Raw genomic sequence first — 25,870 nt, forward strand, 5'->3', positions numbered from 1 at the left:
CGCCGAATGACCGGCGAAGGAGAGAACGTGCCCGAACAACTGCTGATCACCGGCGCCTCCGGCCGCATCGGCGCGCTGATCCGGCCGCTGCTGCGCCGGCCGGACCGCCGGCTGCGCCTGCTCGACCCGGTCACGCCGGCCGATCTCGTGCCCGGTGAGGAGCACCTCGCCGCGTCGATCACGGACGCTCGCGCGATGGCCGCGGCCTGCGCCGGCGCCGATCTGGTCGTGCACCTCGGAGGGCTCAGCAAGGACCGGCCCTGGCCGGAGATCCTGGACGCGAACATCAACGGCACCCAGATCACGCTGGAGGCCGCGCGTACCGCCGGGGTCCGCCGTGTATTGCTCGCCAGCTCGGCCCATGCCGTCGGGATGACCCCGGCGATCCGGGCCGCCGACGCCGACGTGCTGCCACCGCGCCCGGACACGTTCTACGGCGTCGGGAAGGTCGCCGCCGAGGCGCTGGCCAGCGTGTACGCCGACCGCTACGCCATGACGATCGTCTCCGCCCGGATCGGGACCGTCGAAGCCGAGCCGGGCGGCGTCCGCAGCCTCTCCACCTGGCTCTCCCCCGCCGACATGGTCCGGCTCGTCGAGGCCGCGCTGCGGCTGGACGAACCCGGCCACCACATCGTCAACGCGATCTCCCGCAACACCCGGCGCTGGATGACCCTGGCCGCCGGCGAGAGGATCGGCTACCACCCCGAGGACGACGCCGAGGACTGGGCTTTGCTCTACCCGGACGCCGGCCCCACCGACCCCCGCGAAATGCTCGGCGGCGCCTGGGCCGTCAGCACCGAACCCCTGGGAACGACGCTATGACCGATTTTGATATCCCTGCTGATCGTGCCGCTCTTCTCCATGCCGTCGCGGACGCTCTCGACGCCGCCGCTGATGAGCTGATCCCGCTCGCCGCGGAGGAGACGCATCTGCCGCACGCCAGGCTCACCGGGGAATTGGCGCGGACGACCTTCCAACTGCGTCTGTACGCCGGGGAGATCGCTGCGGGGCGCGTCCACGACATACGGTCCGACCCCGCGGATCCCGGCTGGCCCAGTGGTCCCCGTCCCGCACTGACGCGGGTCCGCGTACCGATAGGCCCGGTCTTGATCTTCGCGGCCTCGAACTTCCCCTTCGCGTTCTCGGTAGCCGGGACCGACACCGCTGCCGCCCTCGCCGCCGGATGCCCGGTCGTGGTGAAGGCTCATCCCGGGCATCCGCGCCTGTCCCGCCGCGTCGCCGCCCTGGTCGGCGAGGTTCTGCCGGACGGCGTCTTCGAGCTGATCGAGGGTGAGCAGGAGGGGCGGGACGCGCTGCTGGATCCACGCATCAAGGCGGCGGCGTTCACCGGTTCGCTGCACGGCGGGCGGGCCCTCTTCGATCTTGCTGCTTCGCGTCCATCGCCGATTCCGTTCTACGGCGAGCTGGGCAGTGTGAACCCGGTCTTCGTGACGGAGGCGGCCTTCGCGGCGCGCGGTCCGGAGATCTTGGAGGGTTGGGTCGGGTCGTTCACGCTGGGGCTCGGGCAGTTCTGCACCAAGCCGGGCGTGATCCTGGTGCCCGCCGGGTCCTCGGTGGATCTCGGAGTGGCCGGTGGCGCGCTGCTGAACAGTCGTATAGCGGCCGGTCACCGCGAGGCCCGTGCTGCTCTCGCCGCGCATCCGGCCGTGCGCGTTCTCGTCGCGGGCGACGCCGACGACACGTCCGCTTCGCCGGCGCTGCTGGCCACCGATGTCGCCTCGTTCCTCACACACCTGGACGAACTGCTGGTCGAGGTGTTCGGGCCGACCGCGCTGCTCGTCGAGTACACCGGCGAGCAGGATCTGCTGGCCGTCGCGCGCCGGCTGCCCGGGCAACTGACCGCGACCGTGCACGCCCCGGAGGACGACCCGCTGCTGGCGCCGCTGCTGACCGAATTAGCCCAGCACGCCGGACGGGTCGTCCTGAACGGCTGGCCGACCGGTGTCGCGGTCAGCCCGGCGATGCATCACGGCGGGCCGTATCCTGCCACCACCGCCCCTCTGCACACCTCGGTGGGCACCGCGGCGATCGACCGGTTCCTGCGCCCGGTCACCTTCCAGAACGTTCCCGCTTCGTTCGTCAAGGGGCTCGCATGACCACCGAAGAGCCGAAGCTGGTCAAATCCGCTCAGCGCACGATCGAGATCCTGGAGATCCTGGGCGAGGCACGGGACCCGATGACCGTGACCGATCTGCACAAGCGGCTCGGCTATCCCCGCTCCAGCCTGCACCAGCTGCTGCACACGCTGATCGCGATGCGCTGGCTGGAGGCGAACGCCGACGGCTCGACGGTCGGCATCGGCCCGCACGCGCTGCTCACCGGCACCGCCTACCTCGACCGCGACCCGGCGCTGCCGTTCGCCACCCGCGTCCTCGAACAGATCCGCGACAAGGTCAACTACACCACGCACTACGCGCGGCTGGACGGCTCCAACGTCATCTACCTGCTGACCCGTGAGACCGCCGACTCCCGCCGCGCCGTCTCCCGGGTCGGCCGCCAACTGCCCGCCCACGCCACCGCCCTCGGCAAGGTCCTGCTCGCCGAACTCACCCCGCGCGAAGTGGCCGGCCTGCTCCCGCCGGCGCCCCTGGCCCGCCTCACCCCGAACACCATCACCGCCACCGAGCCCCTCCAGCTCGACCTGGAACAGACCCGGACCCGCGGCTACTCCCTGGAACGCGAGGAGAACACCCCCGGAATAGCGTGCGTCGGGGCAGCAGTCCCCTACCGCATCCCCGGCACCGACGCGATCAGCTGTTCCATCCCGCTGCCCGCCGCCACCGACGCCGAACTGGAACGGGTGGCCGAGGTCCTGCGCGACGCGGCCCAGCAACTGGCCGCCCAGCTGAGAGCCGAAGGCATCCGCTGACCGCGCTTCCCTTCCGCGGCCTCGCGCATCGAGGTCGCGGAAGGAGAGTCATGGCCGCTTTCCGCTACTTCGACATGAAGGTGATTCTGGCTTCGATTCTCGAGTGCTGGATCTGCGGATCATCCAGTCCGGATCGAATGATTTCCTGATATGAAATTCTGGTGGTCGCGGTCGTCGGGGGCGGGTGTCGCGCGGAGAATGGAGGCATGGCGCAGTTGACGTTGTTTCCCACGAGGCATTTGCGGGATCGGACGCTGCGTCGCAACTATTCGGCGGAGGCTGAGCGGTTTCGGCGCGCCCATGAGCGGCATCGCGCGTGGGGCTTGCTGCAGCGCCATGCGCGCCGGCTGAGCGCGGGCGGGCAGGAGCCTGCGGGTGAACAAGCGCCTGCGGGCGAGCAAGCGCCTCCGGGCGAGCAAGCGCCTCCGGGCGAGCAAGCGCCTCCGGGCGAGCAAGCGCCTCCGGGCGAGCAAGCGCCTCCGGCTGGGCAGAAGCCCGCGGATCTGCGGGTCGATGACCGGCGCTCGGCGTCCTCGCCCAGCATGGTGGGCCAGCATGAGACGCAGACGGCTACGGCTCAACCCGGTTTTCCCGCAGGACGAGAACGCCCAGCGCGAGGTGGCCCAGCCGGGGTCGACGCACCCGAGGACCGCGCATCCGCAGGCGGAGCATCCGCAGGCCGCGCACCCGCAGGCCGCGCATCTGGCGGTCACGGATTCGAGTCGGGGGGTGGTGGGCGGGCTCGGACGTCCGGCGTGCCGCCACGCAGCGGCCGCGGGGTCTCGGCGGGGCTATTGCCGGCGTGTCGATTCCAGCGGACTGCGGCATCAATTCGCACGCCCGTTACCTCGTTTCCCGGATTGGGGCGCGGCGATTTTCGGCGTGCACATTCCGAGCGCCGGACGAACGGGAATAACGGCCACCGGCGAAGATCGAATGATTGTCGAAAGAAACGCCCCGAATTCGGCAGATGCGGATGCTTTATCATGCGGCTTCGGTGAGCGATCGGGTGAACCGCTGGGCTGGGCTGTCCCCGCCGAGGATCTTGCGGGGACGGTTGTCGAATTCGGTGGCCACGGCGGTCAGGTCCTCGGCGGTCCATGAGGCGACGGTAGTGATCCCGGTTCGCTTTATCCGGACCGGCGTCTGGTGGTTTATGCGGACGGCCGGGGCCCGGGCAGGGGTCACCGCGACTCAGTGGTGCGGGGTCCAGTTCTGCTGGTGGAGGCGTTCCAGGCCGTCGAGGAGGAGGTCGAGGGCGAACTCGAACTCGAACTGGTCGTCGCAGCCGGCGCCGACGACGGAGCCCGTCTCGTGGGCCGCGGTCACCGCCATCTCCAGGACGTGCGGGAAGAGGGTCATGTCGGGCGGCGGCGCCGAGGAGTCCGCCGTGAAGAGTTCCTGCGTGAAGCCGAGGATGCGGCTTCCCAGGGCGTGCATCGCGTGGTGGGTCAGGGCGGCGGACATGCCGCCGGCTCGCAGCATGCCGATGACCGAGTTCATGTACGCGAGGACGACAGTGGTGGGCGCCTGCCGTTTCTCGATGGCCCGTGACGCCCACGGGTGGCGGAGCATCGTGCGCCGGGCCGACAGGATGCGCTGCCGCACCGCCGGTTTCCAGTCGGCGCCCGGGCCGGCGGGCGGGTCGATGTCGCCGACGACCACGTCGACCATGCCGTCGAGCAGCTCGTCCTTGTTCGCCACGTGCTTGTAGAGGGCCATCGGCACGACGTCGAGCTCGGTCGCGAGCCGGCGCATGCTCAGCTGCTCCAGGCCGATCGAGTCGGCGAGATCCACGGCGGCGCGCAGCACCCGGTCGCGGTTCAGCCGCAGCGTTTTCACCACTCCGGCACGATAGCTCCCTTGACAGGTGTACGTCGTACACCTCAGCCTAGGTGTACGTCGTACACCTAGGAGGAATGACATGAAGGCTCTGACGCAGAAGCGCTACGGCGGGCCGGAGACGCTGGACTTCACCGACGTGGCGCGGCCCGCCGCCACCGGTGACCGGGTGCTCGTGCGGGTGCGGGCCGCATCGGTGAACGCGTACGACTGGCACGTCATGCGCGGCGATCCCCGCGCAGCCCGGCTCACGTTCGGGCTGCGCGGGCCGAAGGCGGCGATCCGCGGGCGCGACTTCGCCGGCACGGTGGAGGCGGTCGGCCCGGACGTCACGCTCTTCCAGGTCGGCGACGAGGTGTTCGGCGACACCGTGCACGCCGGTGGCACGCTCGCCGAGTACGTCGCGGTCCCGCAGGATCGGATGGCGATCCGGCCGCCCGCGATCACGGCGGAACAGGCGGCCGCCATGCCGCTGGCCGGGGTCACGGCGTCGCAGGGCATGCGGTCCCTGCGACCGGGGCAGAAGGCCCTGATCATCGGGGGTTCGGGTGGGGTCGGGACTTTCGCCGTACAGATGGGGAAGTCGAAGGAAGCGGAAGTGACAGCGGTGTGCAGCACCCGCAACGTCGATCTGCTGCGGTCGCTCGGCGTCGACCACGTGATCGACTATCGGAAGGAGGAGGTCGGGGGCCGCTACGACCTGGTGTTCGACCTGGTCGGCAGCCACTCCCTCGGAGGGCTGCGGCGGCTGGTGGCGCCCGGCGGCACGCTGGTCCTCTCCGGCGGCGGGGTCTATCGGGGCGGCAGCCTCGTCGGGCCGATGCGGCTGATCATCCAGGCGCAGCTGGCCTCACGGTTCGTCGCGGAACGCATCGAGATCCTCTCCGCCGTCACCGATCACGCGTCGCTCACCGCGCTCGCCGCACTGGTCGCGGGCGGCACGGTGAAGCCGGTCATCGACCGGACGTTCCCGCTGCCGGCCGCGGCGGACGCGATCCGTTACCTGGAGACCGAGCACGCCCGCGCCAAGGTCGTCATCACGGTCTGACGGGCAGCGCCAGGACGACGCGTCCGGTCCCGGTCCTGGTGCGAGGTTCTCCTTCGTGCCGGACAGCGGGGAAGTGTTGCCAATGCCCTACTTCTAGCCGGTTCCGCCGCCGGGGCGGCCCCACCATCGGATCCGACCCGAGGAGGGACCGATGGAACAGCCTCTTCCCCTGATCGGCCGGGACCGTGAGATGCGGGCGATCACCGCGCTGTCCGAGCGTGGCCAGGCCACGGTGCTGCTCGTCGAAGGGCCGCCGGACAGTGGGCGGGCCCGGCTGCTGCGCGAGTGCGCCGCCGCCGGACGACGACGCGGTCTCACCGTGGTCGAAGCCGCGGACCACGTGCTGCTCGGCCATCAGCCTGCGCTGCTCCAAGATCGCGGGGCGACGGGACGGCCGGCGGCACCGGGATCGACGGCAGCGACCGGACTGATCGTCACCACGACGCCGCCGCCCGGTGCCGAGGTGCGGCGGATCCGGCTCGCCCCGCTCTGCCCCGCCGACGTCCGCCGGCTGGTGACCGCGGCCCTGGGCGGCGCCCGGCCCGGCGACCGGCTGCTCGACCTGGCCCGGGTGGCGGCGGGCCGGCCGGGCGCGGTGGTACGCCTGATCGCCGGTCTGCGCGCCGAGGGTCTGCTGCGGCTCAGTGACGCAACGGTGGTTCCGGTCGCCGGCCGCCTGCCGGAGTGTGTGCGGATCAGGCTCGGCGACCGGCTGGCGACGCTGTCCCCGCCGACCCGCCATCTGGTGCAGGCCGCCGCCGCGCTGCCGTCACCGTTCCCACCGGCGCGGCTGTCCGCGCTGCTCGGTACGGGTGTGGTCAGCCTGTTGCCGAGGATCGAGGAGGCGCTCGAGTCGGGGCTGCTGGTCGCGGCCGGTGATTCGCTGGCGTTCGCTCACGAGCTGGTACGCGGGATCGTCGAGGACTCGATGCCGCGTTCAGTGGTGGCGGCCCTGCACGCCGAGCGCGGACAGCGCCCGCGGCCCGTCCCCCGGCGTCATGCGGCGCGCCCGGCGACGACGGCCATGGATTGGAGTGTCCTCAGCGGCCGGGAGATGGAGATCGCCGAGCTGGTCGGGCAGGCGCTGACGAACCGGCAGATCGCGGCGCGGGTCGGGCTGTCGCCGCACACCGTGAACTACCACCTGCGGCAGGTCTTCCGGAAGCTCGGCCTGTCATCGCGGGTGGAGCTGGTGTCGTTCCTGCAGCGCCGGGCCGTAAAGCCAGTCGTGTGAGTCCGGCGGCGCGGCGGCGAGCGCCCGGTCCCGGGCCTGCTGCTCGCCGCCGTCGGGCAGGTGGTGGACGTGCCGGCCGGCCCGGGACAGGTCGAACACCCGCTGGACCCGGTCGCGGCGGGCCGCCTCGAACCGGCCGGGATCGTCGCAGTGGGCAGCGAGCGCCACGGCGTCCTCGATGGCCTGGCCGGCGCCCTGGGCGATGAACGGCAGCATCGGGTGCGCCGCGTCGCCGATCAGCACGAGCCGATCGCGGTGCCAGGCCGGCAGCGGTTCACGGTCGTAGAGGACCCGCCGGTCGAAGGAGTTCCCGGCGCGGGCGACGAGATCGCGCACGACCGGGTCCCAGCCGGCGAGAGAGGAGCCGTTGCTCACGACCACCAGGTTCAGCAGCCCGGCCCCGATCGGGTAGGCCACGCAACTGGTCCCCGGGCCCAGCCACACCACCACCCGATCGGGAGCGTCCAGCGGCAGCACCGCGCGGTGAGCGACGAATCCGCTGTCCACCGGTGGTGAGGTGACCAGGGCCGACCCCGCCGTCGTGTGCAGGCCGTCGGCGGCGATCACCGCGTCGAAGCTCTCCGTGAGCCCGCCGGCGAGCGTGACCACTGCGCTGGTGGCCGCCACGCAGCGGCTTCCCCACCGTACGACCGCCGGAGGAATCGCAGCGTGCAGCGCGGCGATGAGCGCGCCCCGCCGCATGGTCCGATAGGGCGTCGCGTAGCGGGCCAGATCCGTCCTGGTCAGCAGCGTGCCGTCGGACCATCGACGCAGCTCCCGATGACTGATCGCGGTCGCGAAGTCCAGCTCGACGCCCAGGTCGAGGAGCAGTGACGAGGCGTTCGGCGAGAGCTGGATGCCGGCCCCCTCGTCCGGCAGCGCGTCGCGGCTCTCGAACACCACGCACTCGGCGTCCCGCCTGGTGAGCGCGGCGGCGGCGGTCAGGCCACCGATGCCGGCGCCCACGATGGCGATCCTCATGGCACCGGCCTCTCAGTAGTAGCGCAGCGCACGATCCCAGTCCTCGTCCGCGTCGAACAGCCCGCGCGGCTTCATGACCTCCGGCCCGGCGGTGAGCACCCGCGGCGGCACCAGCGAGCCGGGCGGCAGGGCTTCGATCACGACCTTCACCTGGTACGCCGACTCCACCGTGGCGGCGAGCTCCTTCGCCGCGGCGTCGGCGTACCAGGCATCGGCCTCGATCTGTATCCGCAGACCGGCAGGGAGACGCTTGGCCCGCCAGAACAGCACGCCGTACTCCGCGGGCAGCCGGAAGACCAGCTCTTCCAGTGCCGGCGAGGCGTCGGCGGACCGGCCCAGAACCCGGACGGCGGGCAGTGCCCACCCGCACGCGCAGTCCCGGTAGGTCACCTCGACCCGGTCGCCGATGTGGTAGCGCAGCAGCGGCATCGCCTCCCGGAACAGCGGCGTCACGACCAGCTCGCCGGCGCCGTCCGGGGTGATCCGGCCGGTCTCCGGGTCGAGCACCTCGAAGATCGCCCGATCGGCCCAGAGGTGCAGGGTGCCGTGCGGGCACTCGCCGGCCAGGCCACCGGTCTCGCTGGCGCCGTACTCCTCGACGACCGGCGCCTGCCAGAGCTGGGCGATCCGGTCGCGTTTCGCCCGGCTGAGCGGTTCGCCGGCGACCAGCAGCGCCCGCAGCGCCGGGAAGTCGTGGCCGGGCCGCAGCCCCGCCTGCCGGGCGGCGGCCGCCCAGAGCAAGGTCTCGGTCGGCAGCGACCAGGTCAGGGTGACGTCCAGGTCGTGCAGCAGGCGGACCACCGTGGCGTACGGGGTGGCCGCCGACCTGTTGTCGGCCGGGACCACCGTGGCGCCGCAGGCCAGGGCGCCGGCCTGGGCCACGTGACCGGTGAGCATCAGCGCGTAGGGGGTGCGGACCAGGAGCGTGTCGGAAGGGCCGATTCCCACGTGCATCCTCGCGTACCGGGAGATGAGGTCCTCCCAATCGGCGGCGGAGTAGTAGGACGACGTCGGGATGCCCGTCGTGCCGCTGGATTCGTGGTAGGTCGCCAGCCGTTCCCGGGGCACGGCGAGCATGCCGAACGGGTAGGCGTCACGGAGGTCGGCCTTGGTGGTCAGCGGGAGATCGCGCAAGTCCTTGCCGACGCGATCCCGGTAGAAGGGTGAGGCGGCTGCCGCGGCCAGGGTCGCGGGCAGCCGGTCCTCCTGGAGCTTCGTCAGCTCGGCGAACGTGGCGGGCATCGTCATAGCTCGTGACACCGTTCGTCGATGGGGTAGCCGACGTGCCGTTCCCGGCCGGGCAGGTGACCGAGGATCGTGTCGCCCGGCCTGAGCTCGGTGGAGTTGTGCACGACGCCGCCCGGCCCGAGCAGCCGCACGTGCCAGTCGTCCTGCACGATCAGGTTGAGCTGCTCGCCGGTCGGCGCCAACGCGTCGATCGCCAGCAGCGGCCGAGTCTCGATCTTGACGCGCCCGACGGTGACCGGGCGGGTACGGCCGTCGGCGCGCACGGCCAGCACCGTCGAACCCGCTTCGAGCTCGCAGAGGTAACGGGTCCGCTCGGCGTCACCGAGCGTGTAGGACATGACAGCGCCGGCGTTGACCCGGAAGGGACGCATCGGCATGTACGGCAACGGGTGCGTCTCACTGACACAGAGCAGCAGCCCGCGAGACCGCGACCCGACCAGGATGCCCTCGTCCTGTCCCAGATAGGAGCAGGTGTCCACGCAGGCCCGCTCGCCGGAGCCGCAGTGCCGCACCCCGGTGACGGTGAGGGTGACCAGGTCGAGGTCGGGTGACCGGCGGCGGACCACCTCGGCCAGTTTCGTGGCGTCGCCGGGTCCGCTGGGACGCAGCAGCACCCCGTCCGGGCCGCGTTCGAGGACGCTGAGGTGCACCTCGGCGGTCTCGACGTCGTCGACCTCGGTGATGATCCGGCCGGTCGCGCCGTCCGCGGCGGCCAGCACGATCTCCAGGGGGATGTGCGTGGGGTCGTGGAAGCGCAGCACGGTGAGGGCCTCGCGGCGCACGTGCTCGCAGGCCAGGTCGAGGGTGGCGGCGTCGGTGACGTCGATGCGGGTGACGGCCGGGTCGGTCGGTTCCCCGTTCACGACGTGGATGGCCCTCACCGTCGGCGGCAGGCCGGTCAGGTCGTTCTCGTCGTCGCTGACGATGGCTTCGAATCCCTGGTGGATGGCTTCTTCGATGACCGCTGCCCGCCAGTCACCGGCGCCCCTGAGATCGAGCCAGCACTCTCTCGATGTCATCGGACACCTGCCGGGGTGCGGTCGTGGACCACCGCGGCGAGGCGGTGCAGCATCGCGCCCGGGTCGTCGGCGGTGAAGACCAGCCGGCCCACCGCCACCCCGGCCGCGCCGGCCCGCATCGCCGCCGCCATCCGGGTGAGCACGGTCTCCGGCTCCGCGCCGGGCGTGCCACCGGCGGCGAGCACCGGAACCGTGGCGCCCGCGATGACCCGGGCAGCCGCCGCCGGGTCGTCGGGCAGGGCCGTCTTCACCAGGTCGGCGCCCATCTCGGCGGCGACGGTGATCGCGTGTGCCACGAGACCCGGCGCCTGGCCGTCGCGGACCGCGGGACCGCGGACGTACATCATCGCCATCAGCGGCACCGACCAGCGGTCGCAGGCCTCCGCCACGTCGGCCAGGTGCGCGATCTGCGCGGCCTCGGTGCGGGAGGACGCGTTGACGTGCACGCTCACCGCGTGCGCTCCCAGCCGCAGCGCCTCCTCGACGGTGGCGACCGGGTACTTGGCGTCCGGGTCGGCGGACATCCGGGTGCTCGCGTTGAGCTGGACGATCAGCGACAGGTCGCGGAACCGGGCCGGCCGGATCCGCCGCGCGGCGCCTTTGTGGAGCACGACGCCGTCGGCGCCGTGCTCGGCGAGCTCGGCGACGAGGGCGTCCAGATCACCGTCCGGTCGCAGCGGGCCGGCGCCCATCGTGTGGTCGAGCGGCACCAGCAGCAGGCCGGAACCACCCCGGCGGTTCAGGTGCCCCAGGCGCAGCCGGCGCCCGAAGGATTCGTTGCCGTACATGTCATCCCCTTCGTTCGGTCGTGCCGAAGCTAGTGACGGCCATGGATGGCGAACCACTGCTCGATCGGGTGACGGACCGTCTCCGCGGGAGCATCCGGGCTGATCAGGGCCGATGTCCGAAGGTCCGGGATGGACGGCCTGACCGAACGAGTAGTTGCGCCGTCCGGCTCCGCTGCGGCACGCCCGGGCCTGTGCTAAACAGGACAATCAGCGTCCGACACACGACGGAGGCCGCATGCCCTGGCGTCTTCTCGGCCGTGAAACGGAGATCGGCTCACTCACCCGGATCCTGGACGACACCGCGGCCGGCGCCGGCGGTTTCCACACCCTGACCGGGCCACCCGGCATCGGTAAGTCCCGGCTGCTGCGGTTCGCCGCCGAGCGCGCCCGGCCGCTCGGCATCACCGTCGCGACCCGGGAGGCGTTCCAGCTCGACCAGGCCGCGCCGCTGGTCACGCTGGCCGGGGCGCTGCGCGACTGCCGGCCCGCCTCCGCCGCGTTCGGCTGGCTCGCGCACCGGGAGCCGGAACGCGCCGACCCGTTCGGCACCCTGCAGCGGCTGCGCGCCTCGCTGGAGGAGGCCGCCCGCGAGCGCCCACTGCTCATCATGATCGACGACGCGCAGTGGATGGACGAGCTGTCCGCGCTGGCCATCCGCGAGCTGATCCCGGCGCTGGCCTCGTCGCCGGTGCGCTGGCTGTTCGCGCACCGGCCGCCGTCCGTCGACGACCGCCGCTCCCCCGGCCACCAGCTGATCCAGTGGCTGGCCCGGGACGGCGGCCCGCCGATCCGGGTGCATCCGCTGCGGGAGGCGGCGATCGCCCAGCTCAGCGCGGAGGTGGTCGGCGCGCAGGTGGACAACACGGTGATCGCCCTGGCCGCCTCCTGCGGCGGTAACCCGCTGCGCGCCGAACAGCTGCTGAAGGCGCTGATCGCCACCGGTCAGCTGCTCGTCACCGACGGGGTGGCGTCGGTGATCGGCGACGATCTGCCGTCCAGCTTCGTCGAGTCGGTGCGCGAGCTGCTCGACACGCTGTCGCCGGAGGCCGGTCTGCTGCTGCGCGCGACGTCGGTGTTCGGCCGCCCGTTCGGCATCGAGGAGGCGGCGCGGCTGACCGGCCGCCCGGTCACCGACCTCTATCCGCTGGTCGGCGAGGCGATGACGGACTTCCTGGTCGAGGACGGTCTCGGCGGTCTGGCCTTCGCCCATGATCTGGTACGCCAGGCCGTCTACAGCATGCTGCCCTTCACCATGCGCCAGCAGTTGCACCGGGAGACCGCGGCGATGACCCGGGACGCCGGCCGCCCCGCCCTGGAAGTGGCCGAGCACCAGCTGCGCAGTGGCGCCGCGGGAGCTGCCGACGCGGTCCGCATGGTCCGGTCGGTGGCCCGGGAGATCGCCCGGGTGGCGCCGAGCGCTGCCGCCGAGGTGATGCTGCGTGCTCTCACCGACGCCGATCCCGGCGACCCGGAACGGCCCGCCCTGATCGCCGACACGGTCGGCCTGCTCGCCGCCGCGGCCCGCCTGGAGGAGGCCCGCAAGCTGGGCGTCGAAGCGCTTGGCGCCGGTCTCGACCCGCAGACCGAGGCGGTGCTGCTGCTCGGGCTCGCCGAGGCGTGCAAGCACGGCGGCCTCAACGTCAAGGCGGTCGGGTACGCCGACGACGCCCTGCGTCAGACCGGCGTCTCCCCCGCGGTGCGGGCCCGGCTGCACGCCGTCCGCGCGCACGCCCTCTGCTACCTCGGCGATCTGGCCGGCGCCGACGATTCCGGCGCCCGCTCGGACGAGCTGGGCCGCGGAGCCGGCGAGCACGGGGCGGCGGTGTTCGGTCTCTCCGCGCGCAGTCTCGTGGCGTTCACCGAGGGGCGGCTGCGGGACTCGCTGGAGCACGCGCGTACCGCGACCGCCCTGGCCGACGCCTCCGGTGGCGAGGCGGCGCACCGGCACCCGCGGATCTGGCTGGGCGCGGCGCTGATCGCCCTCGACGAGTTCGGTGAGGCGCAGCAGGTGATCCGGGCCGGCCGCCGCGAGTCGGACCGGTCCGGCGCGGCCTGGACCGAGCCGCTCTGGCACCACTTCCAGTCGACGCTGTACTTCGCCACCGGCCGCGTCGAGGAAGCCGCCGTGGAGGCCGAGTCGGGCCTGGCGGTGGTCGAGCAGCATTCCGCGTACGCCCTGGCCATGCCGCTGCTGGGCATGCTCATGCGAATAGCGGTGCTGCGCGGTGACCTGGCCGCCGCACAGGCCCACCGCGAGCACGTGCGTGAGCTGGAGCGCGGCGGCGTGACGGCGGTCCCCGAGGACGTGCTCTGGCCGGAGGCGGTGCTGCTCTCCGCTTCCGGCGATCAGGAGGGCGCGTTCACGCTCCTCAGCGAGGTGTACGCGGCGCTGCCGGAGCGTCCTGCTCTGCTCGCCACCGAGCCGGGGGCGGCGGCGGCGATGGTCCGGATCGCCCTGGACACCGGTCACAAGGACACCGCCGAGTCGGTGGTCCACGCCGCGCGCCGGTTCGCCGGCCGCAACCCGGGGGTGCACGGCGGGGCCGGCGCCGCCGCGCACGCGGCCGGTCTGTATCACCAGGACGTCGACCGGGTGCTCGTCGCGGCCGAGGAGTTCCGGCTGGCCGGGCGGCCTCTCGCGCTCGCCGCGGCGCTGGAGGACGCGATGCTGCTGGGCCACGAGCCGGCGCCGCAGACCGAGGCCGCACCGGTCGCCGCCGACCGGTCGGCGACCTGCCTGCCGTCGCTCACCCCGGCGGAACGCAGGGTGGCGTTGCAGGTCGGCGCGGGGCGTACCAACATCGAGATCGCCGAGATCCTCTTCATCTCGAAGCACACCGTGGACGCCCATCTGCGCAACATCTTCGCGAAACTCGGTGTCCGCCGCCGGGCCGAACTCGCTGCCCTCGTCGCGCGGGAGTGCGGCGCAACCACGTGAACACGTGATTGTTAGTCCCCGGTCGCGGGGCGAGCATGGCGAAGTGACCGTGTCATGCCGACCGTCCCGGGGGACCACCGATGCCGACACCCGCCCTGCGTACGCCGGTGCTCGTGGCCGGAGCCGGTGTCACCGGTGCGCTCACCGCGCTGGAGCTGGCTCACCACGGCGTGCCGAGCATGGTGATCGAGCGGGCCGGCGGGTCGTCGCGGTTCCCGGATCCGATGCTGATCAGCGGCCGCGGCATGGAGTTGCTGCGCCGGCTCGGCCTGAACCGGCCACTGCGCGCCGAAGGGATGGATCCGAGCTGCCCGGTCGACGTGCTGTGGAGCCGTGAGGCGGGCCGGCCGGCGGTGCCGGTGTGGCGGTTACCGGCGCCGGCCGACCTGCGCCAGGCGTACGCGACGAGCGCCGACGGCACGGCACCGATCGAGCCGTACCTGCTGATCAACGGCCCGGTGCTGATCACGCGGCTGCGCCGGTCGCTGCACGAGCATCCGCTGATCGACCTGCGTACCCGGTGGACCCTCACCGACGTCCGCGCCGACGACGGTGCGGTGACGACCACGGTGATCGACGCGGCGGCGGGGTCGCGGCACGTGATCGAGTCGGCGTACCTGGCCGGCTGCGACGGCACGGAGAGCACGGTGCGCCGCTGTGCCGGGGTGGGCCTGCAGCAGCTCGGCCCGTCGGCGACCCGGTTCACCGTGTACTTCCGGAGTCCGGCGCTGACCCGCACGTGGCGTCATCCGTCCGTACTGATCACGCACGGCGCGACGGTGACCGGTGGTCACGACGGCGACAGCTGTGTCGCGCATCTGCGGGTCACCGCCGACGACCAGGACGACGTCGGTGACCCGGGCGCGCTGCTGCATCACCGGCTCGGCCTGGCCCACGATCCGCCGCAGGTGATGGCCGTGGTGCAGCGGACCGGGGCGCCGTCGATCGCCCGGGCGTACCGGCAGGGCCGGATCTTCCTGGCCGGCCGGGCCGGGCATCAGGCGGGCGCGCCGGGCGGCGACGTCGACCTCTGCATCGGTGACGCGGTGGATCTGGGCTGGCGGCTCGCCGCGACGCTGCACGGCTGGGCCGGTGAGCGGCTGCTCGCGGGTTATGAGGACGAGCGCCGCCGGGACGCCCTGGCCGACCAGCGGTCGGCGAAGCGGGTGCGCAGGACCCGGGCGCGGCTCGACCGGCTGGCCGAGTCGGGCGCGGACCAGGACGCCATCGTGGACGCTCTGCGCAAACACGCGCCGCGGCTGGACCCGGGCGGCACCGGTCCGGCGGAGATGGCCGGGACGACGGGTCACCGCTCGCCGGCGTTCCCGATCGCAGGCGGTGGTCAGCTCTTCGACCGGCTGGGACCGCAGTTCACCCTGGCCGATCTCACCGCCGATCAGAACGGCTGGCCGCTGGTCACGGCGGCGCGCACACGGGGCATCCCGGTGCGGCATCTGCCGATCGCCGGTACGCGGGTGCCGGCTGCCTGGCCGGGCCGGCTCGTGCTGATCCGCCCGGACCAGCGGGTCGCGTGGTCCGCGGACGATCTGCCGGCCGACTGTGACCGGGTGCTCTCCGAGGTGACCGGGTCACGGCCGGTGTTCTACGAGAACACGTGATAGCGGCGGGCCGGGCCGACCGGCGACGCTGACATCTCCCAGCCGATCTGAAATGGACCGAGGCACGATGTCAACGAAGATCAGCGAAGATCTCGCGAGGACGACGATCGCCGGCTGGTATCTCCGGCTCGCCGACAACCAGTGCACGCAGCGCAATCACTGGCAGACCAAGATCATGTACTACCGTGCGGTCGCCGAGCTGCTCGCCGCCCGCCCCGACCACTCGCTGACCTGGAAGGCGATCGTGGGCGCGGTTCAGCCGCGCGGCTGCCGCAGTACGTTCTACGAAGTCGCCGGCCAGCGGGCCCGGCACGGCATGATCGGCGAGCTGCTGGCCGACGGTCGGCTCAGTTCGGTCGAGATCGCCATGCGGTACGGCCGGATCGGCCCGGTGGAGCAGCTCATCGACGAGACGAAGGTCTGGTCGTTCTGGCCGCACCGGCAGCGTTTCGCCGAGTCCGCGCAGGCCGCCGGCCCGTCACCGGACCCGGTCCCCGGCGAGCTGCGCGACGCGCTGCTCACCTGGCAGGACCGCAACCCGGCCCTGGCCGCCGCGAACGCGCACCGGCCACCGGCCTGCGCGGTGGAGGACCTGACCCTGCTGCACCGGGGACGGCTCGCCGCGACCCGCGCGGAGGGCCGCCTCACCGAGATCCTGCGGCACGCCGCGCCGCGCTGAGATCACCCCACCGGGTGTTCACCCTTCCCATTAGCGATCGTCTTCGGATCGGGGGCGCCGGTCAGCGGCACGACCATGCCGGAACCGGGACTGCCCGCCAGCAGATCCCGGCCCGCCTGCGCGTCGAGGAGCCGCGCGCAGTCCTTCATCGGCACACCCGTGTACGTCGGTGGAGAGGATCTGACGACACGGAACAATTCTGGGAGTGAAACCGCACGGAATGTATCGCCTTGAGGTCCACACCGGACCGCGACGATCGGTACGCCGGGGCACTGTTCGGGCTAACCGTTCCGGGTACGCCCGAACGGCTCGTTCACCAGCCGGTGAGGCCGACCGCGGCGGTGGCCGCCATGAGCGCGAGTGCGGCCAGAAGGGTGAAGATCGCGACGTTCACGGCGTGGTATTTGCGGGCCGCCACATTGGCGTTGGAAAGGATCTGGCCGGTGATCGTGGCGAGCAATTCCCCACGGTCGCTCAGCAGCGCCGAGAACTCCCGGCCGAACGCATCCGCGTCGTGCCCGAATCGGTCGGCGATCGTGCTGTAGAAGAGGAGGTTCTGGCTTCCGTGCCGGCGGAACATCCGTGGCCGCAGCGCATTGCCCGCGGCGGTCGCGGCCACCACGATCGCCACCGCCGTGAGCGACGCCAGGAGGGCGAACAGCACACCGCCGAGCTTGTTCTGCGAGACCAGGCTGTAGAGCAGGCCGCCGAGGACGCCGGAGGACGCCAGGGTGGCGGCCGCTTTCGTCTCGGCGTGCTTGACCAGGTCGAACTGCAGTTGCAGGGCACGCCAGGCGTCGTCGGTCGGTTCGGGTGTCGCCATCGGACTCCTCAGCTCGGGGTGGTTCCACGGTTCCAGCGGAACGCAAGCCTGAAGCATGATGGTGGGCATGGCCGAGAGCTGGGCGCCCGGGACCTTCCTGGGCAGTCTCACGCCCTCGGTCACCGGCGAGCTGCTCGGCCTCTGCGCCCGGCGCCGCTATCCGACCGGCCGGGTGATCCTGCGGGAGGGGTCGGCCGGGTCGCACGTGGTGGTGCTGGAGAGCGGCTTCGTCAAGGTGACCACGGCGGTCGAGGGCCGGGCGACGCTGCTCGGCATCCGGCTGCCCGGTGAGCTGCTCGGTGAGATCGGGGCGCTGACCGGCAGCCCGCGCAACGCGACGGTGACCGCGTGCGGCACCACCTGTGTCGGGGTGCTGGCCCGGGCGGTGTTCGAGCATTTCCTGCGGCGTCACCCGGAAGTGTCCAATCTGGTGATGGCCACCATCGCCCGGCAGCTGACCTGGGCGAACCGGCGGCGCAGCGATTTCGTGGCGTTCCCGGCCGAGGTGCGGCTGGCCCGGCTGCTCACCGAGATCGCGCAGGCGTGCGGCAGGCGCCGGCCGGACGACACGATCGAGATCGTGGTGCCGCTGAGCCAGCCGGAGCTGGCCGCGATGATCGCTATCGCCCGGGCGACGGTGCAGAAGGCGCTGCACGAGCTGCGGTCGCGGGGGCTGATCAGCACGGCGTATCGACGTATCGTGATCCTCGACCCGGAGGGCCTCGCCGAGCTGGCTTCTTGACACGGTGAGGTCTGATAGACATGGATCGTTTCGCCCGACCTCAGGTGGTGCAGCGGTGAGCTCCTGGATACGCCGACGGGATCACAACATCTTCGTCAACGGATTCGTCCTGCTGACCTGCGGCCTGATCGCCGGGATCGTGGTCGCGGCGGCGGCCTTCCCGTACGCGGCGATGTCCGGGCTGACGCTGCGGGCCGGCGAGGAGGCGTTCGCGAGCCTGCCGACCGAGCTGCGGGCGTTCAAGGCCCCGCAGATCACCCGGGTCTACGCGTCCGACAACAAGACGCAGATCACCCAGTTCTACGACGAGTTCCGCAGCGACGTGCCGCTCAAGGACATGGCGCAGCCGATGCGCGACGCGATGATCGCCGCCGAGGACCGGGAGTTCTACAACCACGCCGGCGTCGACCTCAAGGGTGTGGCGCGGGCGCTGGTGAACAACAACCAGGGCGGGCCGAAGCAGGGCGCGTCGACGATCACCATGCAGTGGGTGCGGATGTCGCTGGCGTACTCGGCGACCAGCCCGAACGAGGTGGTCGAGGCGACGAAGGACACCCCGAAGCGCAAGGTCACCGAGATGAAGTACGCGCTCGAGGTGGAGAAGCAGCTCACCAAGGAGCAGATCCTGGAGCGCTATCTCAACATCGTGCCGTTCGGCAAGCAGACCTACGGCATCTTCGCGGCCAGCCGCGTCTATTTCGACAAGGCGCCGAAGAATCTGACGCTGGGCCAGGCCGCCATGCTCGCCGCGATCGTGCGGGCGCCGTCGGGTTATGACCCGACCACCTCCGACGGTTATGAGGCGCTGCGCCAGCGCCGCGATTCCTACGTTCTTCCCGGCATGGTGGAGATGGGGGCGATCACGCAGGCGCAGGCCGACGCCGCGATGAAGGAGCCCATTCCGCGCAAGGTGCGGCCGATGAGCAACGGATGCGTTTCGGTCGCGAAGAACAACTGGGGCTTCTTCTGCGACTATTTCTACCGGTGGTGGATGGGCCGGGAGGAGTTCGGAGCCACCGCGTACGACCGGGAGCGCCGTTTGAAGAGCGGTGGATACCGGATCACGACCACCCTGGACATCAAGGCGCAGACGAAGGCCCGGGGCCGCATCGGCGACCTGATCTCGGAGAAGAACAAGAACGCGCTGCTGCTCGCGGCGGTTCAGCCCGGCACGGGCAAGGTGCGGCTGCTCGCGGCGAACCGCAAGTTCAAGCTCGACGACCCGGGCGACCCGCAGAACAAGATCTCGTCGGATCCGGCGAAGGCCCGCAAGGGGATCCGCGGCTCCTACCCGAACACCACGAACCCGCTGCTGTCCGGCGGCGGTGACATCACCGGGTACCAGGCCGGCTCGGTCATGAAGATCTTCACGCTGGTCGCGGCGCTGGAGAAGAAGCTGCCGCTGGCGTACACGATCAAGGCGGAGAAGCGGTACAAGTCGGGCTACGTCATCGACCGGGGCAACGACGCGGCCTGCGAGGGAACGCACTTCTGGTGCCCGCAGAACTCCGGCGGCGGCGGTGAGGGCGTCTACAACATGTGGACCGGGTTCGGGAACTCGATCAACACGTACTTCGTACCCCTGGAGGAACGCATCGGCGCGGAGAACGCGGTCAGCGTCGCCAAACGTTTCGGCATCCAGTTCCGTGAGCCCGACGACGCCAAGCTGGCCTCGCCCGGCTACTCGCATCAGTGGGGCGCGTTCACCCTCGGCGTCTCGGCGACCACGCCGCTGGACATGGCGAACGCGTACGCCACCCTCGCCGCCGACGGCAGGTACTGCCCGCCGACGCCGATCGAGCAGATAGCCACCCGCGACGGCGACAAGCTCGACGTCGGCCGGTCCCAGTGCAGCCAGGCCACCAGCCCGGACGTGGCCCGCGCCGCCGTCGACGCGGCCCGCTGCCCGGTCGGCGACTCCGCCCAGCTGGGCCGCTGCGGCGGTTCCACGGCCGGTGACACCCGCTGGGTGGTCGGGCATCCGGTGTTCGGCAAGACCGGCACCACCGACCGGGACAAGACGGCGTCGCTGATCGCCGGCACGACATCGCTCGTGGTCGCCGGCTACCTGGTCAACCCGGACTACCAGAACCACAAGGACCGGCTGCGGCATGCGCAGGTCAACCCGGCGGTCTACCGCACCCTCGCCGACTACATGGACGGCAAACCCAGGGTCCAGTTCAAGAAACCCGAGAACCGCAAGATCGCGTACGGGGACCGGCGCTCCATTCCCGACGTCGAGTGCGACACGCTCAGCCGGGCCAGCCGGCGGCTCGAACGCGCCGGCTTCACGGTCGACATCGGTCAAGAGGTCGACTCGGAGTGCCCTGCCGGTACCGCGGCGGGCACCGACCCGAGTGGCCGCACCGTCAAGGGCGGCGTCGTGGTCATCCAGGTCAGCAACGGCAAGACGAAGGAACCGGAGCTCCCGGAGCTCCCGGACCTGCCGGGTCTTCCCCCGATCTTCCCGTTACCGACGCCAACCCGCTGATCCGAAACGGTCCTAACGGGTCTGCCACTCCGGCTGGTCCGTCGGTAGCGTGCGCCGCATGCGGCTACGGATGACGTCCCTGATCACTGCCGGGGCGGTCGCCGTCGCCGGTCTGCTCGCACCGCCCGCCACCGCCGGTGCGGCCGGTGCCGACGGGGTGCTGGTCCGCACGATCGCCGACTCCCCTGTTCCGGTGGAGCGGGTCCGGGTGCATGCGGGTTCGCGTACCCCGGTGGAGATCGACCCCGCAGCCGCCGCCGGAATCGCCTCCGGGACCAGGGTCCGCCTGCGAGGTGGAACGGTGACGCCGCTGTCCTCGGGCGGTGCCAGCGCGTTCGGGATCACCGGAACTCATCACGTGACCGTCGTGCCGGTCTACTGGGCGACCACGTCGGTGCCGAGCGGGCAACCCACGACGGCGCAGCTCAAGACGTCGGCGCAGGCCCTGGACGGCTACTGGAACGCGGCCACCGCCGGCAAGATCCGCGTCGCCGTCGCCAAGGTCACCGCGTGGAAGAAGATCGCCAGTCCGGCGTCCGGCCGCTGCGTCGACATCGACGCCCTGGAGACGGCCGCCAAGCGGATCTCCGGCAGCATCGGCACCAGCGGCCGCGACCACCTGATCATCTACTTTCCGCAGGTCAGCGGCTGCGGCTGGTCCGGGCTCGCCACGCTCGGCGCGGGCATGAGCGGCGACATGGTCATGTGGTTGAACGGGTCGTCGCACCTGCAGACGATCGGCCACGAGTTCGGCCACAATCTGGGGCTGCGGCACAGCAACGGCGCCGCCTGCTACAACAATGCGGCGCATCAGGTGCAGGTGCCGCTGTCGCTGCACTGCGATGTGGTCGGCTATGACGACGAGTACGACATCATGGGCAGCCGCGCCACCGGCTATCTGTCGGCGGTCCACCTCGGCGAACTCGGTCTGCTGCCGTCGTCGGCCAGCCGGCGGCTCGTCAAGACGTCGACCGTGACGCTGGCGCCGGTTTCCGCTCGCTCCGGATTGCGGCAGGTCGTCGTACCGATGGGTCGTCGCACTTATCATCTTGAATATCGGACCGCTGTCGGCCTGGACGCCGGTGTCGACGACGAATACGGGCCCGGCGCCGGGGTGATCGTCCGGTATATCGACCTGTCATTGAACGTCCCCTATGAGAACTGGGGCGAGACACAGCTGGTCACCTTCTCCCCCGCCTCCGAGCGTGTCGCTCTCGCAGCCGGTGAATCGTGGAGTGGGCTCGGCATGAGTTTCGCTGTCAAGGCCGCTTCCTCCACCGGCGCGACCGTCACCATCACCCAGCCCGCCGATGTCACCGCGCCGACGGTCAACCCGAAACCGCGGGCTGTGCTGCGCACGGGGACGGTCAGCACGACCGTGGTGCCGGTACAGGTGCAGTGGGGCTTGCGGGACACCCACGAGATCACCGGCCTGCAGCTGGCCCGGCGGCTCGGCGGCTCGACGGCGGCGCCGTCTTTCGTGAAGCTGGCGACCTGGGAGCGCGGACGTGCCGTCACCGCCACCGCCAACCGTTCCAACACCTGGCTGATCAAGGCCACCGATGAGGTCGGCAACACCGGTGTCACCTCAGGCGCGGCGACCAAGGTGACGCTGAACAAGCGGCCCTCCAAGACCTACAAGGGCAAGTGGAAGACGGCGAAGGCCGCGTCCTATCTCGGTGGCAGTGAGCAGGTCACCAAGGCCAAGAACGCCTCGGCGAGGTTCACGGTCACCACCCGGTCGATCGGCTGGATCGCGACGAAGGACAAGACGCGTGGCAAGGCGGCGGTCTACATCGACGGCAAGAAGGTGGCGACGATCAACCTCTACAAGTCGTCGCGCAAGACCAAGCAGCTGGTCTTCACGCGCAGCTGGTCGAAGCCCGGCAAACACACCATCACCATCGTCAACTTGAGCAAGAAGACGGTCGGCGTCGACGGCCTGGTCCACCTGTCGTGACTCCTGTTTCCTCCTGCGGTCGCCGGCCACACCGTGAGGTGGTACTCCAGATGATCCCCGGGCTCGCCCGCGTGATACTTCACGGGCCGACGTGTCGTCGGGGCACTCGGTAGCGGACTGTCGTCAGCAGAACGGGCTCCACCTCGTCCGGGAGCTCGGCACCACCGCTGATGCACAGCCGGCCGGAGGGAAGCGACACGTCAGCCTCGACGACGTGGTCGCAGGAGTCGAGCATCGCCTCAGCGGGAGGGGCGTCGGTCACCGTGAGCAGTACCGGCACATGGTCGTAGCGAGCCGTTCCCACCACGATGCAGTGCTGCCCCACCGCGATGCGCCACGACTCGTCGGCGTCGTCCCGGGTATCGCCGTCGAACGTCCCCTCATCAGCTCCCGCATCCGAGACGACGAACGCGAAGTGGTCGGCGTAGGGCTCAAAACGGCGAATGGTCTCCCGGCTGCTGGTCACGGCCCGAGGCCATCGGTGCATCACCGCGCGCTCATGCCGATGTGAGCGCGTTCTGCCACGCCAACGCCAGTTTGCTAGTCGGATAGCTGACGTCGTCGTCAGATGACTCGTAGCGAGTGCCCACACTGCGAGTATGGCCGGATGGGTGGGCAGTGTGATCGCGGTGGCCGGGACCCTGCTGGGCGCCACTCTGGCATATCTGTTCCAGCGCGCCAATGCGCTGCGTTCTGAGGTATTCACACGGGACGAACGCCTCCGACAGGAGCGCATGGCCGCTTACAGCGGATTCGCCGGTGCGATGGCGAGCCTTCGGCAGGGCGTCGTGAGTCTGTGGCTCGTGAAGCAGCGAATGAAGGATGGTCCCGAGCTTCTTGCCGCCTACACAGAGGCGGACAGATTGGGCGCATTGGCCAACCACGCAAGGCTTCGAGCCCAGTTGGTCGCCGGCGACGCGCGAATAGTTGCGGTGGCTGGTGCGGCATTCCATCCTATTGATGCCATCTCCCAGGCACCCGATCGTGAAAAACTGGTCAGTCACGAGAAGAAGCTGCTGGAACTACTCGACGAATTCATATCTGTAGCCAGAGATGAGATTCAGTAACTGGCCAGCCTGACCGGATGCCATTCACGGTTACCATATTTGATCCCGTGCGGTCGCGCGATCGACGTGGAGCTGCCGGCGACAGCGCGGAGGTGGGCACTACCTGCCGCTGATGGTTCGCGCCGTCAGGTATAGCGCAGGCTCAGCACTCCGCCATCTACGCTTCGCTGGTGGCGGACCGGGATAGCGGGGGTTGGGACGACTGGGTGCGTAGGCCATTCACCGCGACCCCGCACATCCATGGACCGTCGCGACACTCGCCGCGGAAGGCCAGCTGTCACGTGCCCCGTTCGCCCGCCGCTTCACCGCCCTCGTCGGCCGGCCACCGTTGAGTTACCTCACCTGGTGGCGCATGACCACAGCCGCACGCCTTCTCCGACAAGACGACACCCCACTAAGCGCCATCTCCAGCAAAGTCGGCTACACCTCAGAATTCGCCTTCGCCAACGCATTCAAACGCCAGTACGGAACCGCACCAGGCAGATACCGCAGGCAGGCATAAGGCAATTCCTCGGCACTCGCCCAGGATATTTCAACCGAGATGATTGCGTCGCTCATCGGTCCGCATTCGTCAGTTCCAGAAGTTCCCTCATCTCCTGGATCCCACGCTCGACGCGGGGTTTCACCACAGCGGCCATGGCATGTGGGAGGACGTCGGTCAGCCAGACGAGCCGGCTGCGATCACCCTCCTCGTACACCTGGAATGCTGCGTGGTGATAGGTCAATGGCAGCCGTTGCCCCCCGGTCACCGTGTACGCCATTCTGCGAATGTCGTGATCCACCGCCAGGATGAGCTCGTGCACTTGCGCCCCGTCCGGCATGGTCAGGATGCGGACGTCGCCTTCGATCCGGGCGTCGGCCACTCGGCCCGGCAACAGCCGCCGGTGCACCGCGCCGACATCGGCGACGGCCTCCCACACCCGCTGCGCCGGGACGTTGACGGTGGTTTCGACATAGACCGTGGCCATGACAATTCTTCCCATCGTCGGGTGAAGGCGGTGCCGTCGACGGCAGCTTATCGGGCGGTCGTCACTGAGGCTCACGCATGACCAGCGGTATGCGTGGTCGCGGCCGGACATCCGCTCATGGCGCCGCGAGTCACGGGCTTGGAGCGGCGGGGCCGGTTGCGCACGGTCTATTTCTTCCGGTGACCGGCTGCCGGGTCGCAGACTTTCCACAAGCCCTTTTCCTTGCGGAAGACCAATGTCACCGGGTCGGACACGGCCGGGCGGGAGATGGTGGCGCGGGCCTCGTCTCCGGCGACGACGGTGTCCGAGATGGTGACCGGCGACAGCGAGATGGTGAGGTCGAATCCACCGGGGTCGGTCTCGTCGCGGCCGTCGACGTCGCGCATCGCGGTGAGTTCCCGTGCACAGACCAAACCGCGGATCACCTGCCGGTCGTCACGGTCCACGGCCAGCACGAACTCCTCCACGGTATTACGGATCTCGTCGGTATCCGCGCCCCGCCCGCCATGATCCTCCCGCAGCAGGAGGTAGCCGCCGGTTCCGATCACGCCGGCGGCGAGAACCGATGCGACACCGGCGATTCGCGCGAGTGCGGACATGTTTCTCCTCCCGATGATCGAAATATAGTCGGCGTGACCTCATAGACCGTCTGTGCCGGCTTGCCGTACGCCTTCATCTGCCGCATGAAGCGAGCGCGAGTGGACACGCCAGAGTTCGGCTCGGCCGGGCCGCTCTCCTCCAGCCTGTTACTTCGGCTGCTGCTCCGTGCGAGGTCGTGGTGTCGCAGAGGGCTCGGGCGGTGCTGGAAGGGACTTGTGCGCTGGTCCGGCGTACGGGTGCAGTTTGAGCTTCTCGTGAATGGCGGCCGGCGGTTTCCGGGTGGTGCGGTACGCCAGATCCTCCAGATAGATCCACAGGTTGCTGTTGCGCTTGGCGCGTTCGGCGCGCACGAAGGGTTCGATCGCCTCCCAAATGCGTCGGGCCTGGGAGCCGTTCGAGCCGATGATCAGCTCCTCCTTGACGATGCCGTGCGCGACGAGCTTGCCGAGGTCGTCGTAGAGACCACCCACCATGCGCAGATGAGCCCGGATCTCCAACGGCAGGTCTGTGTACGGCTGGACCGGGCGCCGGCGAAGCTCCTCGAAGATGAACTGTTGAGCGTCGAAGAACTCCTGTGTTCGGAAACGGCTGAAAACCTGGAGCACGACTGGCAGGGCGTAGCCGTCCATCGTGGTGCGCGCCTGCCGGAGCGCGAGCGTCCCGGAGACGATCAGCGAGACGACGGAGATGGCGATGGAGATCAGGGAGACCGCTGTCGTAGCGTCCATGCATCCACGTTAATCGATCGATTTCGGTCCCGCGAAAGCGAACTACCGGCACACGACCGACTGCACCCCCGCACGTCCGCGAGCTCTACGGCTCGATTTTCGGTGCTGGTGTCCTCGACGATCTCCTCGTCGCCGGTGTCCAGCAAGATGGCGCGGATGTCGGCGTGGCGGTGAAACTTGGCCGTCACGGCCCGGCGCAGAGCGG

Annotated in this window: 24 protein-coding genes; 13 read left to right on the forward strand and 11 right to left on the reverse strand. The window is 70.4% G+C overall.

Features of this window, described 5'->3' with window-relative positions; translation table 11 throughout:
* Positions 1–27: 27 nt before the first annotated feature.
* From EP757_RS42225 to EP757_RS42235, 3 genes are read left to right on the forward strand one after another with little or no spacing between them, the layout of a single operon-like run.
* Positions 28–822 (forward strand): NAD(P)-dependent oxidoreductase, encoded by a 795-nt coding sequence (locus tag EP757_RS42225; protein ID WP_232050285.1) that lies wholly within the window; start codon positions 28–30, stop codon positions 820–822.
* Complete coding sequence (locus tag EP757_RS42230) at positions 819–2,117, forward strand: aldehyde dehydrogenase (NADP(+)) (protein ID WP_127553932.1); 1,299 nt, start codon at positions 819–821, stop codon at positions 2,115–2,117. The genes EP757_RS42225 and EP757_RS42230 overlap by 4 nt, the downstream gene beginning before the upstream one ends.
* Entirely contained in the window at positions 2,114–2,890 is a 777-nt protein-coding gene (locus tag EP757_RS42235) for an IclR family transcriptional regulator (protein WP_127553933.1), read from the forward strand. The genes EP757_RS42230 and EP757_RS42235 overlap by 4 nt, the downstream gene beginning before the upstream one ends.
* A 1,194-nt stretch (positions 2,891–4,084) precedes the next feature.
* Here the strand turns inward: EP757_RS42235 and EP757_RS42245 are convergent.
* Entirely contained in the window at positions 4,085–4,735 is a 651-nt protein-coding gene (locus tag EP757_RS42245) for a TetR/AcrR family transcriptional regulator (protein ID WP_232050286.1), read from the reverse strand.
* 79 nt (positions 4,736–4,814) lie between these two features.
* Here EP757_RS42245 and EP757_RS42250 point away from each other — a divergent pair, with 79 nt between their 5' ends.
* Both EP757_RS42250 and EP757_RS43640 read left to right on the forward strand, forming a co-directional pair.
* A complete protein-coding gene (locus EP757_RS42250; RefSeq protein WP_127553936.1) occupies positions 4,815–5,780 on the forward strand; it encodes an NAD(P)-dependent alcohol dehydrogenase in 966 nt (321 codons plus the stop codon).
* A gap of 151 nt (positions 5,781–5,931) precedes the next feature.
* Entirely contained in the window at positions 5,932–7,014 is a 1,083-nt protein-coding gene (locus EP757_RS43640; RefSeq protein ID WP_197725492.1) for a helix-turn-helix transcriptional regulator, read from the forward strand.
* On the opposite strand, the gene EP757_RS42260 is transcribed toward EP757_RS43640, so the two are convergent.
* Genes EP757_RS42260 through EP757_RS42275 form a run of 4 tightly spaced genes read right to left on the reverse strand, consistent with a single transcriptional unit; the run spans position 6,955 to position 11,050 of the window.
* Positions 6,955–7,995: an FAD-dependent monooxygenase gene (locus EP757_RS42260; RefSeq protein ID WP_127553937.1), complete on the reverse strand. Its 1,041-nt coding sequence runs from the start codon at positions 7,993–7,995 to the stop codon at positions 6,955–6,957. The genes EP757_RS43640 and EP757_RS42260 overlap by 60 nt on opposite strands.
* Positions 7,996–8,007: 12 nt before the next feature.
* Complete coding sequence (locus tag EP757_RS42265; protein WP_127553938.1) at positions 8,008–9,243, reverse strand: phenylacetate--CoA ligase family protein; 1,236 nt, start codon at positions 9,241–9,243, stop codon at positions 8,008–8,010.
* Complete coding sequence (locus tag EP757_RS42270) at positions 9,240–10,262, reverse strand: 3-dehydroquinate synthase II family protein (protein WP_127553939.1); 1,023 nt, start codon at positions 10,260–10,262, stop codon at positions 9,240–9,242. Before EP757_RS42270 ends, EP757_RS42265 begins: the two co-directional genes overlap by 4 nt.
* Positions 10,259–11,050, reverse strand: a complete 792-nt coding sequence (locus tag EP757_RS42275; RefSeq protein WP_127553940.1) for a 2-amino-3,7-dideoxy-D-threo-hept-6-ulosonate synthase — start codon at positions 11,048–11,050, stop codon at positions 10,259–10,261. Before EP757_RS42275 ends, EP757_RS42270 begins: the two co-directional genes overlap by 4 nt.
* 235 nt (positions 11,051–11,285) lie before the next feature.
* Between EP757_RS42275 and EP757_RS42280 the strand changes: the two genes are divergently transcribed.
* From EP757_RS42280 to EP757_RS42290, 3 genes are all read left to right on the forward strand, one after another.
* Positions 11,286–13,988 carry an AAA family ATPase gene (locus EP757_RS42280; protein WP_127553941.1) on the forward strand — a complete coding sequence of 901 codons (2,703 nt, stop codon included), beginning with the start codon at positions 11,286–11,288 and terminating at the stop codon, positions 13,986–13,988.
* Positions 13,989–14,068: 80 nt separating this feature from the next.
* A complete protein-coding gene (locus EP757_RS42285; protein WP_127553942.1) occupies positions 14,069–15,607 on the forward strand; it encodes an FAD-dependent monooxygenase in 1,539 nt (512 codons plus the stop codon).
* Positions 15,608–15,674: 67 nt separating this feature from the next.
* The gene (locus tag EP757_RS42290; RefSeq protein WP_127553943.1) at positions 15,675–16,286 is read left to right on the forward strand and encodes a hypothetical protein; all 612 of its coding nucleotides are present in this window, start codon (positions 15,675–15,677) and stop codon (positions 16,284–16,286) included.
* Positions 16,287–16,288: 2 nt separating this feature from the next.
* On the opposite strand, the gene EP757_RS43160 is transcribed toward EP757_RS42290, so the two are convergent.
* Together EP757_RS43160 and EP757_RS42295 are read right to left on the reverse strand one after the other, a co-directional pair.
* The gene (locus EP757_RS43160; protein ID WP_160166031.1) at positions 16,289–16,435 is read right to left on the reverse strand and encodes a hypothetical protein; all 147 of its coding nucleotides are present in this window, start codon (positions 16,433–16,435) and stop codon (positions 16,289–16,291) included.
* 164 nt (positions 16,436–16,599) lie between these two features.
* On the reverse strand, positions 16,600–17,109 hold the full coding sequence (locus EP757_RS42295; RefSeq protein WP_127553944.1) for a Pycsar system effector family protein: 510 nt from the start codon (positions 17,107–17,109) through the stop codon (positions 16,600–16,602).
* A gap of 67 nt (positions 17,110–17,176) precedes the next feature.
* On the opposite strand from EP757_RS42295, the gene EP757_RS42300 reads away from it, so the two are divergent.
* From EP757_RS42300 to EP757_RS42310, 3 genes are read left to right on the forward strand one after another with little or no spacing between them, the layout of a single operon-like run.
* Positions 17,177–17,851: a Crp/Fnr family transcriptional regulator gene (locus EP757_RS42300; RefSeq protein WP_232050287.1), complete on the forward strand. Its 675-nt coding sequence runs from the start codon at positions 17,177–17,179 to the stop codon at positions 17,849–17,851.
* A 55-nt stretch (positions 17,852–17,906) separates the two neighbouring features.
* Complete coding sequence (locus EP757_RS42305) at positions 17,907–20,342, forward strand: transglycosylase domain-containing protein (RefSeq protein ID WP_127553945.1); 2,436 nt, start codon at positions 17,907–17,909, stop codon at positions 20,340–20,342.
* 58 nt (positions 20,343–20,400) lie between these two features.
* Complete coding sequence (locus tag EP757_RS42310; protein ID WP_127553946.1) at positions 20,401–22,302, forward strand: hypothetical protein; 1,902 nt, start codon at positions 20,401–20,403, stop codon at positions 22,300–22,302.
* A gap of 79 nt (positions 22,303–22,381) precedes the next feature.
* Here EP757_RS42310 and EP757_RS42315 read toward each other — a convergent pair whose 3' ends face one another.
* Entirely contained in the window at positions 22,382–22,768 is a 387-nt protein-coding gene (locus EP757_RS42315) for a hypothetical protein (RefSeq protein WP_127553947.1), read from the reverse strand.
* Between the two features lie 133 nt (positions 22,769–22,901).
* On the opposite strand from EP757_RS42315, the gene EP757_RS42320 reads away from it, so the two are divergent.
* A complete protein-coding gene (locus EP757_RS42320) occupies positions 22,902–23,369 on the forward strand; it encodes a hypothetical protein (protein WP_127553948.1) in 468 nt (155 codons plus the stop codon).
* Between the two features lie 217 nt (positions 23,370–23,586).
* Complete coding sequence (locus EP757_RS42325; protein WP_370457885.1) at positions 23,587–23,871, forward strand: helix-turn-helix transcriptional regulator; 285 nt, start codon at positions 23,587–23,589, stop codon at positions 23,869–23,871.
* 52 nt (positions 23,872–23,923) lie between these two features.
* On the opposite strand, the gene EP757_RS42330 is transcribed toward EP757_RS42325, so the two are convergent.
* From EP757_RS42330 to EP757_RS42340, 3 genes are all read right to left on the reverse strand, one after another.
* A complete protein-coding gene (locus EP757_RS42330; RefSeq protein ID WP_127553949.1) occupies positions 23,924–24,337 on the reverse strand; it encodes an SRPBCC family protein in 414 nt (137 codons plus the stop codon).
* A 167-nt stretch (positions 24,338–24,504) separates the two neighbouring features.
* Positions 24,505–24,936, reverse strand: a complete 432-nt coding sequence (locus EP757_RS42335; RefSeq protein WP_127553950.1) for a hypothetical protein — start codon at positions 24,934–24,936, stop codon at positions 24,505–24,507.
* A gap of 147 nt (positions 24,937–25,083) precedes the next feature.
* A complete protein-coding gene (locus EP757_RS42340; RefSeq protein WP_127553951.1) occupies positions 25,084–25,665 on the reverse strand; it encodes a hypothetical protein in 582 nt (193 codons plus the stop codon).
* Positions 25,666–25,870: the final 205 nt, after the last annotated feature.

Source organism: Actinoplanes sp. OR16 (assembly GCF_004001265.1).
Taxonomy (GTDB): Bacteria; Actinomycetota; Actinomycetes; order Mycobacteriales; family Micromonosporaceae; genus Actinoplanes.